Source organism: Candidatus Pelagibacter sp. HIMB1695, assembly GCF_052047655.1.
GTDB lineage: Bacteria > Pseudomonadota > Alphaproteobacteria > Pelagibacterales > Pelagibacteraceae > Pelagibacter.
Map to the genome: position 1 here is coordinate 255,588 of NZ_JBNAJT010000001.1, position 13,119 is coordinate 268,706.

Below are 13,119 nucleotides of genomic sequence, written 5' to 3' on the forward strand. Positions count from 1 at the left end.
GTTAATTAAAAAAAAGTTTATTAAAATTATTTGTAGTAATCTCTATCAGTTCTTTTTTTGAAATATTCTTTATTTCAGCTAATTTTTCAGCTGTAAAATTGATAAATGATGGTTCATTTTTTTTTCCTCTATTTGGCACTGGCGCCAAAAAGGGACTATCGGTTTCAATTAAAATATTTTCATTTGGGATTGATTTAAATGTCTCTTGTAAATCAACTGAATTTTTAAAAGTAATTATTCCACTAGCAGAAAAGTAAGAATTTAAAGATAATAATTTTTCTGAAAATTCTTTTGAACCAGTAAAGCAATGCATTAAAATTTTAATATTCTCATCTTTATATTGATTTAGAATTTCAAATGTTTCGTCTTCAGCATTTCTTGAATGAACAATTAGAGGAACATTAGTCTTTATTGAAGCTTCTATATGTTCTTTAAAACTGGCAATTTGTTTATCTTTTTCACTATTATTATAATAAAAATCTAATCCAGTTTCACCAATACCTATAATTTTTTTGTTATTTTTTAAGTTATCAACAATTTCATTGGCAGTAATTATGTTTGTAGAACTTTCATGTGGATGAATTCCAATTGTACCATAAATCATCTCATCTCTATTAACTAGTTCCTTAACTCTAGAGAAACTTTCATGAGACGTTGATATTGTTAATAGTTTTTCAACACCCACATCTTTTGACCTTTGTAAAACATTTGTTAAATCACTCAACAAAGGTTCGTGATCTAAGTGACAATGGGAATCAATCATTATTTTTTTCTATTTTTTTAAATAATATATCAATTTTATTAATATTATTTCCTTTAGTTAAATACTCATTATCTGTAAGGGAATTTAATTTTATTTGATCTTCATTAATATTAAAAATTTTTAGTGCTTTTAAAGAAGACTCTGGAATAATTGGATATAATAAGAAACTTATTTTTCGAACAATTTCTAATGTAGTATAGACAATTGTGTTTAATCTGATTTGGTCATCTTTTTTTTTCCACGGTTCTTGATCATTAAAATATTTATTTGCCTCAAATAGTGAATTAACAATGTAGTCTATATAAAAGTTAATATTTTGATGATCAATTTTAGATCTAATATTATCTAAATTTTTTTTATACTTGTCTAAAATTAACAAATCTTCATCTAGAAATTTAATTTCGGAAGGTATTTTTCCACCACAATTTTTGATCGCAAAAGCAGTAACCCTTTGGCATAAATTTCCATAATTATTTGCTAAATCACTGTTTATACAATCTTCCAATCTATCTTGAGAAATATTACCATCATTGCCAAATGAAACTTCCTTAATTAGATAATACCTTAATGGATCTAACCCATACTCTTCAATTATTTCTAAAGGATCCAAAATATTACCTTTAGATTTGGACATTTTTTCTTCTCCAGATAAAATCCAACCATGACCATAAACTCTTTTTGGCACTTCAATTTTAGCAGCCAATAAAAAAGCTGGCCAATAAACAGCATGAAATCTAAGTATATCTTTGCCAATTAAATGTATTGATGCGGGCCAAAATTTTTTGAATAATTCATCATCTTCATTTGGGTAATTTAGTGCGCTTAAATAATTTGTAAGTGCATCTAACCAAACGTAAATTACATGATTTTTATTACTTGGAACTGGTATACCCCATGAAAAACTTTTCCTACTAACTGATAAATCTTTTAGACCACTTTTTACAAAACTAATAACTTCATTTCGTCTAGACTCTGGATAAATAAAGTCAGGATTATCTTCATAATATTTTAAAAGAGGTTTTTCCCATTTTGAAAGTCTAAAAAAATACGACTCTTCTTCAATCCATTCGACAGGTGATTTTGAAGATATAGCTATTTTTTTACCATCTATTTCTTCTATCTCATCTTCGCTATAAAAAGCTTCATCTGATACTGAATACCAACCAGAATAATTTGATAGATAAATATCATCATTCTTTTCAAGTTCAGACCAAAGATATTGCACTGTTTTTTTATGCCTCTCTTCGGTTGTTCTAATAAAATCGGTGTTACATAAATTCAGAGTATCCGAAAGGTCTCGAAAAGTTTTACTTATTTGATCACAAAATTTTTGAGGAGTCTCCCCTGCTCGTTCAGCTGATCTTTGAATTTTTAAACCATGCTCATCTGTACCGGTTAAAAAATGTACTGCAAAATCATCAATGATTTTAAATCTTGCAAAAAAATCAGCAGCTATACTTGAGTAGGCGTGACCCATATGAGGTTTAGCTGATGGATAATAAATAGGTGTTGTAATATAAAAATTTTTATCCATTTAAAACTTTATCTTCAAATTCCATAAATAATGTCTCTTCGTCTAAATTATAAATTTTAGTATCATTAATTTTTTTTAAAAAGTAATGATAATGCTGAAATAATTTAATATTTTTCGTAGATATATTGTTTCTAAAATAAACTTCAATAAAAGAATAGATTAATTGAATAATTGGTTTGTTTTTTTTGTAAGTCTTACTTGATATTAGACTTTGCAAAAAAGTGTCTAAACTATAATCCTTAAGATTTAAATCAAAGTTTTCTGCAAGATTTAATAATTCATATAATTTACCTGGTGTTGTAAAGTAATTTACTAAATCTTGATTTATAAAATTATAAACATCATCGTTTATTAATTTATTAACAATTTCAATAGATTGAGCATTCGTTAGAAAAATTTTGAAATTTAAACATCTAGATTTAAGAGTTGGTAAAACTCTTTTATTATTATTAATTAAGATAAAATTAATATTTTCGTTAGGTTCTTCCAAGACTTTTAGTAATGCATTAATAGAATTCAAATTTAATAATTCTATATTATCTATTAAAACAAATCTTTTTTTATAATTAAATGAAGATTTATTTAGATTAACAATTAATTCTCTTATTTGATTTATATCAATGTTTTTTTTATCTTCAGCTACGTCTATAAGATTAAAATTTGGATTAGATTTATTTTGTATAAGTTTGAATGATTTATTTTCTAAATTAATTTTATTATTTTCAACATCATAAGAATGTTCTTCATTTTCTGATAATACAAAGTTTATTAGATGATAACCTAATGTTGCTTTACCAATACCTTTTTCACCAGATAAAAGTATTTTATTTGGTAATTTGTTATTTAAATATAATTTAGATAAATGGTTGAAAATCTCTTGATGTTCGTACAAATTCTGTTGTGTAGATGAATTTAGATTCATTTAATTAACTTTTTAACTTGATTGATAATTAATTTTTCATTTTTCTTAATATCTAAATTTGAATCAATTATCTTATATTTTTTCTTATTTAGTTTTGATAACTTAAGAAATCCATTTTGAACTTTGTTATAGAAACTGCTATTAAATTGATCATATCTATTCAAAGATTTTCTCATTTTCAATCTTAAGAAAAGATTTTTTTTATTTACAACATTAAGAAATGTAAAATTAACCTTAATATTTTTTAATAAATATTTATTAATTATATTTATAATTTTAATATCAACACCCATGCCATAATGCTGATAAGCAATTGTAGAGTCTATAAATCTATCAATTAAAATAACTCTTTTTTTATAATATTTTTTAATAAGATTAATATTTTCACTTCTGGCAGCTAGATATAAAAGTAAATCAGTTTTTACATTAAAATTGGATTTCTTATTTAATATTAATTTTCTAATTTTTTCAGAATTTAAACTCCCTCCTGGTTCTCTGATTTTTAAATATTTAACTTTATTTTTGTCTAAATACCTTGAAACAATTTTTATATGATGACTTTTGCCACTGCCTTCTATACCTTCAAAAACAATAATTGGCTTCTTAGACATCGCCCCAAATTAAGTAGTTTAATGATTTAAGCAATCTAGAAAAGAAATTTACTTTTTTAATTTCTTTTAAAGCAAGCAAATCATACTCACCTACTAATTCTTGGTCATAAACTACTTTTAATGTTGCAACTTTTTGATCTTTGTTTATTGGTGCTTCTACAGGACCATCATAATTTACAGAAACCTTTAATAATTTTTTTTTGGCTTTTTTAATAGTTTTGTAAATATCTTCATTTGTATAAACATCAACTGTATCTTCTTTTCCCAACCATACGTCTATTTTTTGAAAAGGTTTATTAGCTTCAGTAATTTTAACTAAATCAAAATTTGTAAGTCCATAAGTTAACATTTTAGTACTTTCTTTTGATCTGGCGTTTTTTGAATTAAAACCACTGCCAACAGCAATTAATCTTCTTCCATTTCTCTCTATAGACGAAGCTAATGAATATTTTTCTACAGCTAAATAACCAGTTTTGATACCATCTGCTCCAAGATTTTTATATAACAAAGGATTTCTATTACCTTGTGTTATTGGATCTCCTCCTGTTCTATCCCAAGTAAATTCTTTTTCTGCAAACATTTTATAAAATTCTGGATGTTCTTTAATTAGGTATCTAGACATGATCATTATGTCTCTAACTGTTGAATTATTATCAGGGTGATTAATTCCTGATGAATTAGAAAAGTTTGTATTGTCCATTCCTAACTCTTTAGCTTTTGCTGTCATTAAGATTGCAAACTCTTCTTCAGTACCCGCTATGCCTTCTGCTAATGCAATACAAGCATCATTACCAGATGCTATGATTATACCTTTTAGTAAATTTTCAACTGAGACTTCGTCCCCTACCATTATAAACATTGAGGAATAACCAGATGTAGATAAACGCCAAGCTTTTTCTGAAATAATAAATTTTTCATCCATACTCAAATCCCCTGACTTAATTAAGTCAAAGGCAATGATGGAGGTCATGATTTTCGTCATGGATGCAGGATAAATTGATAAGTCCGCTTCTTTTTCAAAAAGAATTTCACCAGAATGATAATCTTGAATTATTGCAGTTTTTGCTTTCACATCAAAATTGGCAAATGATTTAGATGCAAATAAAATGAATATTAAAATAATTAAATTTAATTTTTTAAACATCTTTAATAATTTTTAGGTTTTCAAAATTCAGTTTTTCTATTTCGTCAAATGACTCTTGAATTTTTTTTATATCATTAAATGGACCTAATAATACCCTATATTTTGTTTGGGATAATTTTTTTATTACAGGGTTTGTTATCTTTGTTTCATCCTTAATCCTTTGGATCATATTTTCAGCTGAATCTTTATAATAAAAATCTGCAATTTTAATTGAATATAGAAAATTACTTTGAGTAGTCTTAGGCAATTCCTTCTTCTCTTTGGTTCCTAAATTATCTATGGTTATTCCATCAACAGGAGCTTTTTGAGCTACTTTTTTTTCTTCATCAAATGTTTTAGCTTTTTTGGCAACAAAGGTTGATTCATTTGAAATTAGGGATAATTCAACATAAGGTTCATTTTCATCAAGTAACAATTCATCAACAATTCTTTTGGTGATTACTGAATTATAAAAATTTGAAAAAGTTGCCTTATTAGATATTACTTGCGCAATAACAGTTTTTGTATTTTCAGGGTTAGTAATTTTTACAAATGAATTTTTTCTAATTTTGGCATGAAAAATAAACAAACTTCTGTTATCTAATTTTTTTGAAATACTTTTTTCATTAAAGAGATTTTCTTCGTAAATTAATGCAAAGCCTTGGTTAGTATACTCTCTATCAAAAATATATTTAGAACTATCTTCTTCAATATCTTCTGATGGTTTTGTAGTAACCTTCTCTTTAATAATTTCAGGTTCTGTTTTGATTATTTTTTTTTGTGGTTCATCTAATTGTTTGCAGCCAATAAAAAAAAATAATAAAAATACTGGAAATATTATTTTAAAGTTCATCTTTAAATTTATCCTTTAATGTGCAGACAGCTAAAGCAAATCTTAGAGATCTATTCCATTGTAAAATTATTTCATAATTATTAAATACCACATAAGCTGGATTTAAAGTTTCAGCATCTGGTATTATATCTTTATCTGGTGTTATTATTGCAACTTCTAACTCATCATAATTATTTGAAATAATAGAATTATTCTGAATATATTGCCTAAAAAATTTTAATTTTTTTTTATCATGTAATTTTTTTGCAGAAATGTTTAAATATTTTTTTGGAATACCATTATTTAAATTAATTCTATAAAAACATGGCTCATTAGATTTCCAACCTATTTTTTTTAAATAATTACTCGCAGATGCATACGCATCTGCGTTACTTTTTAAATTTATAGAACCATTGCCATCATAATCAGTTGCATAATTTTTCATGGTAGAAGGCATAAATTGGAAGTAACCAAAAGCACCTGCCCAAGAACCATACAATGTTTTATAATCAATTTGATTTTTCTCAATCAAGTTTAAAAGTATCAAAAGTTCTTTAGTGAAAAATTCAGATCTTCTTTTGTCAAAACTTAATGTAGAGAGTGAGGAGAGAATGTCCATTTTACCAACATAGGTCCCAAAATTTGTTTCTATGCCCATTAATGATAAAAGAAGCTCTTTTTCTATATTAAATTCATTTTCAACAGAGTTAATTAAACTTAAATTATCTATGTAAAGTTTTTTTCCTTTTTTTACTTTTTTGTCAGAAGTCCTTTTTGATATGTAAGTTTTTGTATCTTCATAAAACTCTGGTTGATATCTATCATATTTAATTACATCTGGTAAAAACTTAGTATTAGACATAACTAAGTCAAATGTTGATTCAGAAATATTGTTTTCTAGAGCAATTTTTTTGAAATTTTTTTTCCATTTTTCGAATTCTATATTGATATCTGCTAATGTGTTTGAATGAAAAAAAAGAGATAAAATAAATATAAGTTTAATTAGTTTCATATAAATCCCTTAAATATATTATTACAGCAATCCATATTAAAATGAAACTTACTAGTTTGTTAAATGAGAAAGCTTCATCGTAATAAAAAAAACCTAGTAAAAATTGAAGAGTTGGCGTGATATAGAAAATCATCCCTGTTGGACCTAATCCACATAATTCAACTCCTCTTACATATAAAAATAAAGGTATTACCGTCATTGGACCTGCCAACAATATTATTAACATCATTGGGGGGTTGGATAACGAGAAATCATTGTAACCATTAACAGCAATTAGATAGAATGCAACAATTGCAATTGGTAATATAAATAAACTTTCTATTAAAAGTCCAATATCAGTATCAACATTAACCTTTTTTCTTACTAAATTATAAAAGCCCCAACTTAGTGCTACAAGTATGCCGACCCAAGGTAGCGATTTTAAACTTATAATAATTAAATATAAAATTGATAAAATAACTAATGTAATTGAAAAAATTCTTTTATTATTTAATTTTTCTTTAAAAAAAATATAACCAAGAAGAACACTTAATATTGGCATTATAAAATAACCAAAACTTGCATCTATTATTCTGTTGGTGGCGATTGCATAAATCCATACACCCCAATTCATAAAGATCAAAAAGCCTGAAATAAAAAGATAGACAAGATTTTGTTTACTTTTAATTATCTTAAAAAAAATATCCCACTTTGAAAAAAAGAAAGTTGTTAATATTAAAGTCAACGTTGTCCACAAACATCTGTGAACTACTAGCTCAATATAGCCAATAAAAGTAATATATTTAAAATATAAAACCCCAAAAAAACCCCACCAAAAAGATCCAAATCCAGCAAGTAAAAGCCCTTTATTAAATTCTTTGTTCATGAGGCTTTGATATTAGTCGTTAATGAGTTTTTTTCGACTATTTTATGGTTGAATTAAATAATTATAATTATAAAACCTTGCTCACGGAGAGATGGCTGAGTGGTTGAAAGCACCGGTCTTGAAAACCGGCAAAGGGGCAACTCTTTCCTGGGTTCGAATCCCAGTCTCTCCGCCATCAACTTAATATTTAAAATTTTTAAACAATAAGCTGATATTGTTTCTTTCTATTTCAAATTCAGTATCAAAACCATTATAGAAATTATATAAATTTGTGTCATCAATATTAAGAAATTTATCTAAATCAATTAAATCCTCTTTTTGTAAATCATTAATGTATTTTTTTACAAATTTACCTAAGAGTTTATCCATTTCCTTGGTGCCTCGATAATTGGAACGATAAATAATTTTTTTTTTTAATTCATCTATATTGAGGCTCATTATTAGAATATAATTAATTTATCATGGATAATAAAACTAATTTTGAATATTTATTATCTGATCTAACAGCTTTAAATGGCGTAGGTATAAAAACAACAAATTTACTTAGGAAAAAGAATATAAATAATATTTTTGATTTACTTTGGAAACTACCAAAGGCTTATACAGATAGAAGTTTATCAACAAAAGTAAAAGATTTAAAGATCGGTGAAAATCAAACTGTTACTTTGGTAGCAAATAAATATTTGTTTCCAAGAATTAGAAAATTACCAAATAGAGTTAAATGTTCAGATGAAACAGGTGAGTTAGATTGTGTCTTTTTTAATAGCTATGAGGGATATATTAAAAAAATATTACCTTTAGGAAAAGAAATAACTGTAAGTGGGAAAATTGGATACTTTAAAAACAAATATCAAATAACCAATCCTAAATATGTATCTGAAGACTCAAGTTTAATTAAACAAGTTCATAATAAATATTCATTAACTGAAGGAATATCTGAGAAAATTTATAATAAAATCATAAAACAAATAATAGATAAATTACCTAACTTAAAAGAATGGCACTCAAGTAAAATTTTAAATAAATTCAATAATATCAATTGGAATGATGCAATTAAAGAATTACATAAGCATGAGAATATAGGAAAATACAAAGATCATTTTTATCAAAGACTTGCCTTTGATGAAATATTTGCAACATTTTTAGTTAATTCAGAAATAAGAAAAAAAATTAAGAAAGTTAAGAAAAAAAATAAAATTATTAATTTAAATAAACAAAAACAACTCATTGATAAATTAGAATTTTCATTAACTGACGATCAAATTAAATCAATTAACGAAATTAATGAAGATTTATTATCCTCAACTAAAATGTTTAGATTATTACAGGGAGATGTTGGAAGTGGAAAAACAATTGTCTCATTATTAGCTGCATTTAATACTATCAATTCTGGTTTTCAAGTAGCTGTTATGGCTCCTACCGAAATACTAGCAAGACAACATTATAATTTAGCAAAAAAAATTTTTCCATCAAACATATCAACAGAGTTAATTTCTGGTAAGTCTAGCTACAAAGAAAAAAAATTAATCCTTAATGAACTAATAAATAATAAGATTAATATAATTTTTGGTACTCATGCTATTTTTCAAAAAACAGTAAAATTTAAAAAATTAGGATTAATTATTATTGACGAACAACATAAGTTTGGCGTGAATCAAAGAAAAAAATTATCTGACAAAGGGGGAAATGATTGTGATGTTCTATTGATGACAGCAACCCCTATTCCACGAACTTTAACAATGACAATTTATGGCGATATGGATTTATCAATTATTAGAGAAAAACCTAAAAACCGTAAAATGATAAAAACTTACAGTAAATTAGAAAGTAAAATTGATGATGTAATTAAATTTATAAAAAAAGAAATTAATTCAGGAAATCAAATATTTTGGGTCTGTCCATTAATTGAGGAGTCTAAAAAATTAGATCATACTTCTGCAATTCAAAAATTTGAATATTTAAAAAAATTATTCCCGAAACAAGTCTCTATTCTTCATGGAAAAACAGATATAAATGAAAAAGATGAAATTTTAAAAAGATTTTTAAATAAAGAATTTAAAATACTAGTATCTACAACCATTATCGAGGTTGGAATAGATTTTCCAAATGCCAATGTAATTGTAATTGAAAATGCAAATAAGTTTGGCCTATCTCAGCTCCACCAATTAAGAGGTAGAGTTGGTCGTGGAGAGAAGGAAGCAACTTGTATTTTGATGTTCAAGTCAAATTTGAGTGAAAATGCTAAAAAAAGAATAAATATATTAAAAGAGACCAATGATGGATTTGTTATTTCAGAAGAAGATTTGAAGATTAGGGGTTTCGGTGATATTTTGGGTTTTAAACAAAGTGGTGTTAAAAATTTCAAATTAGCAGACCCAATTCAAAACAGTGACTTATTTGAATTAGCTGAAAAAGAAATAAAAAGAATTGAACTTGAAAATGAAAATTTAAGTAAGTTTAAACCTTTAATTAAATTGTACGATAGAGCAGATATAATTAACGATATAGCTTAATTTTTTTCAGTTGTTGTTGTACCGGCCGATACAATAAATTTAGAAGCTTCCTCAAAAGTCATGTTTAAAAATATAACGTCGTCTTTTGGGAACATCAGCAAAAAACCACTTGTTGGATTTGGAGTTGTTGGAACAAATACGTTTATTAATTTTTGATTTGTTTTTTCAGCAATTTCTCCAGAATTTTCTTTAGTTGCAAAACCCACAGCCCATACACCTTTTCTTGGATATTCAACAAGTACAACACTCTTACTTTTACTTCCACTTTCTTTAAATGATTGTGACATTTGTTTAATTGCAGACCAAAAAGTTCCTAGGAGTGGTATTTTTTTAAATAAACTGTCTATTAACTGAAGAAATTTTTTCCCTAAATAAGATAAAGATATAAATCCAATGATTGTTATGAAAATAATTGAAATAATTATCTCTAGGCCAGGTATATTAAATGGCAAATAATAATTTGGATTTATTTGAGACGGTAAAATTTTTGAAGACGTATTTATTAAAAATTTACTTAAATAAATAGTTAGTCCTATTGGTATTAAAACGACAACACCTGTAAAAAAATAATTCCTAATTTTTAAAGATAATATATAAAACCATAGACCTATAATTTCTCTTTTTTTTATAGGTTTCTTTTTGGTTTCTTTCATTTATTAACTATAACTAGAATATGTAACAAAAATTATTGCAATGATAAATAATACAACTAAAATTTTATTATTAAGATTCATAATGATAAATTATTATCAATTTTAGAATGAAATGAATAGAAGAAAATTTTTAACATATGTTGGATGTGGTTGTGGAAGCTTACTTCTACATTCGTGCACAAGTGCTCCAATTACTGACAGAAAACAATTAAAATTAATACCTGAAGCTAAATTAAATGCTCAAGCTGCTCAAATTTATGAGAAAGTTAAAGAAAAAGAGAAAATGAGTGACGACACAAAAACTTTAAATGAAATAAAAGAAATTGGAAAAAAAATGGAAGATTCAATTAGTGAATATTTCTATAGATCTAATTTAAATGATCCAACTGCTAACTTTGATTGGGAATATATATTAATTGATAATAAAAAAGTTAGAAATGCTTGGTGTATGCCAGGTGGAAAAATTGCAGTGTATACAGGTATACTAGATGTTACAAAAAATACTAATGGTCTGGCTGCAGTAATGGGACATGAGGTTGCTCATGCAGTTGCAAAACATTCAGTTGAAAGAGCAAGTAGAGGAGTTTTACTAAACACAGGTACTAGAATTATTGATATTGCAAGTGGAGGTATATTATCAGATATCAACAGAACAACTGGAATGGATACAGTTGGCCTACTATCTCAAATTGGACTAATGAATCCATTTAACAGAAAACAAGAAAGCGAAGCTGATTATCTTGGTATGATTTTTTCATCTTTATCTGGATATGATATCAGAGAAACAGTTAAAATTTGGGAAAGAATGAAAGAATTTAATAAAGGCAAAGAGCCTCCACAATTTATGAGTACCCACCCTTCATCTGACACTAGAATTAAACAGTTAAATGATTGGATGAATGAGGTAATTCTTGATTATCCACCGATTGAAATAAGTTAAATTCAAATAGTGGTGAGCCGTGATGGACTCGAACCATCGACCCATTCCTTAAAAGGGAATTGCTCTACCAACTGAGCTAACGGCCCACAAAGATTCATTTTTATGAAAATGAATATGGTTTGTATACAGATAAATTTTAATATTTCAATTCGTTCAATGTAATTTTTATAAAAAGAATTCGTTATAAATGAGGGATTTTCATTACAAAGTTGTACACATAATAGCACAGTTAATAAAACTACAACTTATCAATGTATTTATCATGAAAATCATCGAAGGTATTATTCATAATATTTTTTCTGATTTCAGACATTAATTCTTGATAAAAATTTATATTATGAAGTGTTAATAACATTGATGCTAATATTTCATTGGTATTAAACAAATGATTTAAATAGTTTTTTGAATATTTATTTAAATTTAAATTTTCACAATTAGGATCTAATGGGGTGTTATCATGTTGATATTTATTATTTTTAATATTTACCCGTCCATTCCAAGTAAAAGCAAGCCCTGTTCTACCCGATCTAGTTGGAAGAACGCAATCAAACATATCTATACCTCTTTTTACCGCTCCTAAAATATCCGTAGGTGTACCAACTCCCATTAAATAATGAGGTTTTTCCTCTGGCAAATGCTCCTTAATACCATCCAAAGTAGTAAACATTTCCTCTTGAGTTTCACCTACAGCTAATCCTCCGACTGCATAGCCATCAAATCCAATGCTTGTAAGACCTTCAAGCGATTTTAATCTTAAATCTTTAAATAATCCTCCTTGAATAATTCCAAATAAACCTTTGTGGTGATTGTTTCCAAAAGCTTTTTTAGATCTCTCAGCCCAATACAAAGATAGATCCATAGATTTTTTTATTAAATTATAATCTTCAGTTTTTTTTGGACACTCATCCATTATCATTACAATATCTGAGTTTAAGCCTAATTGAATCCTAATACTTTCTTCAGGACTTAAATAAAATTTTTTTCCATCAACGTGTGAATTAAATATGGCCCCTTTTTCACGATCTATTTTATTTAACTTTGATAGAGACATTACTTGAAAACCACCTGAGTCTGTAAGTATTGGTAAATCACAATTCATAAACTCATGTAAACCCCCTGCAGACTGAATTCTTTCCACTCCAGGACGGATCATTAGATGATATGTATTAGATAGTATTATTTCTGATCCAGTTTTCTTTATATCATCGATCGTACAAGCTTTAACTGTTGCTTGTGTTCCAACAGGCATAAATGCTGGTGTGTTAATCTCACCTCTATGAGTTTCTATAACACCACGTCTAGCAAATTTATCTTTGTTTAAAACTTTAAAGGCAAAATTTTTTAATGCCAT

Annotated in this window: 13 protein-coding genes and 2 tRNA genes; 3 read left to right on the forward strand and 12 right to left on the reverse strand. The window is 26.4% G+C overall.

From position 1 onward, the window contains the following. Position 1 precedes the first annotated feature (1 nt). From ACTTAX_RS01470 to rarD, 8 genes are read right to left on the reverse strand one after another with little or no spacing between them, the layout of a single operon-like run. Positions 2-763: a TatD family hydrolase gene (locus ACTTAX_RS01470; protein WP_440692303.1), complete on the reverse strand. Its 762-nt coding sequence runs from the start codon at positions 761-763 to the stop codon at positions 2-4. Then, positions 756-2,297 (reverse strand): methionine--tRNA ligase, encoded by a 1,542-nt coding sequence (gene metG / locus ACTTAX_RS01475; protein ID WP_440692304.1) that lies wholly within the window; start codon positions 2,295-2,297, stop codon positions 756-758. Before metG ends, ACTTAX_RS01470 begins: the two co-directional genes overlap by 8 nt. Beyond that, positions 2,290-3,219 carry an AAA family ATPase gene (locus tag ACTTAX_RS01480; protein WP_440692305.1) on the reverse strand — a complete coding sequence of 310 codons (930 nt, stop codon included), beginning with the start codon at positions 3,217-3,219 and terminating at the stop codon, positions 2,290-2,292. The genes metG and ACTTAX_RS01480 overlap by 8 nt, the downstream gene beginning before the upstream one ends. After that, the gene (gene tmk, locus ACTTAX_RS01485) at positions 3,216-3,830 is read right to left on the reverse strand and encodes a dTMP kinase (protein WP_440676893.1); all 615 of its coding nucleotides are present in this window, start codon (positions 3,828-3,830) and stop codon (positions 3,216-3,218) included. The genes ACTTAX_RS01480 and tmk overlap by 4 nt, the downstream gene beginning before the upstream one ends. Then, positions 3,823-4,974, reverse strand: a complete 1,152-nt coding sequence (locus ACTTAX_RS01490; protein WP_440614371.1) for a D-alanyl-D-alanine carboxypeptidase family protein — start codon at positions 4,972-4,974, stop codon at positions 3,823-3,825. Before ACTTAX_RS01490 ends, tmk begins: the two co-directional genes overlap by 8 nt. Next, the gene (locus ACTTAX_RS01495) at positions 4,967-5,806 is read right to left on the reverse strand and encodes an SPOR domain-containing protein (RefSeq protein ID WP_440692307.1); all 840 of its coding nucleotides are present in this window, start codon (positions 5,804-5,806) and stop codon (positions 4,967-4,969) included. Before ACTTAX_RS01495 ends, ACTTAX_RS01490 begins: the two co-directional genes overlap by 8 nt. After that, complete coding sequence (locus ACTTAX_RS01500) at positions 5,796-6,797, reverse strand: lytic murein transglycosylase (protein ID WP_440692309.1); 1,002 nt, start codon at positions 6,795-6,797, stop codon at positions 5,796-5,798. The genes ACTTAX_RS01495 and ACTTAX_RS01500 overlap by 11 nt, the downstream gene beginning before the upstream one ends. After that, positions 6,784-7,662 carry an EamA family transporter RarD gene (gene rarD / locus ACTTAX_RS01505; protein WP_440692311.1) on the reverse strand — a complete coding sequence of 293 codons (879 nt, stop codon included), beginning with the start codon at positions 7,660-7,662 and terminating at the stop codon, positions 6,784-6,786. Before rarD ends, ACTTAX_RS01500 begins: the two co-directional genes overlap by 14 nt. An 85-nt stretch (positions 7,663-7,747) precedes the next feature. On the opposite strand from rarD, the gene ACTTAX_RS01510 reads away from it, so the two are divergent. After that, positions 7,748-7,837: transfer RNA gene (locus tag ACTTAX_RS01510), tRNA-Ser, on the forward strand. Between the two features lie 5 nt (positions 7,838-7,842). On the opposite strand, the gene ACTTAX_RS01515 is transcribed toward ACTTAX_RS01510, so the two are convergent. Next, positions 7,843-8,100: a succinate dehydrogenase assembly factor 2 gene (locus ACTTAX_RS01515; RefSeq protein WP_440692313.1), complete on the reverse strand. Its 258-nt coding sequence runs from the start codon at positions 8,098-8,100 to the stop codon at positions 7,843-7,845. Positions 8,101-8,123: 23 nt separating this feature from the next. Between ACTTAX_RS01515 and recG the strand changes: the two genes are divergently transcribed. Next, positions 8,124-10,175 (forward strand): ATP-dependent DNA helicase RecG, encoded by a 2,052-nt coding sequence (recG, locus tag ACTTAX_RS01520; protein ID WP_440692315.1) that lies wholly within the window; start codon positions 8,124-8,126, stop codon positions 10,173-10,175. Here the strand turns inward: recG and ACTTAX_RS01525 are convergent. Beyond that, a complete protein-coding gene (locus ACTTAX_RS01525; RefSeq protein WP_440634143.1) occupies positions 10,172-10,828 on the reverse strand; it encodes a DUF502 domain-containing protein in 657 nt (218 codons plus the stop codon). The two genes, recG and ACTTAX_RS01525, sit on opposite strands and share 4 nt — an antisense overlap. Before the next feature lie 112 nt (positions 10,829-10,940). Here ACTTAX_RS01525 and ACTTAX_RS01530 point away from each other — a divergent pair, with 112 nt between their 5' ends. Then, positions 10,941-11,768: a M48 family metallopeptidase gene (locus tag ACTTAX_RS01530; RefSeq protein ID WP_440692317.1), complete on the forward strand. Its 828-nt coding sequence runs from the start codon at positions 10,941-10,943 to the stop codon at positions 11,766-11,768. Between the two features lie 10 nt (positions 11,769-11,778). On the opposite strand, the gene ACTTAX_RS01535 is transcribed toward ACTTAX_RS01530, so the two are convergent. Together ACTTAX_RS01535 and tgt are read right to left on the reverse strand one after the other, a co-directional pair. Continuing rightward, positions 11,779-11,854: transfer RNA gene (locus ACTTAX_RS01535), tRNA-Lys, on the reverse strand. Positions 11,855-12,006: 152 nt separating this feature from the next. Then, complete coding sequence (gene tgt, locus ACTTAX_RS01540) at positions 12,007-13,119, reverse strand: tRNA guanosine(34) transglycosylase Tgt (protein WP_440692319.1); 1,113 nt, start codon at positions 13,117-13,119, stop codon at positions 12,007-12,009.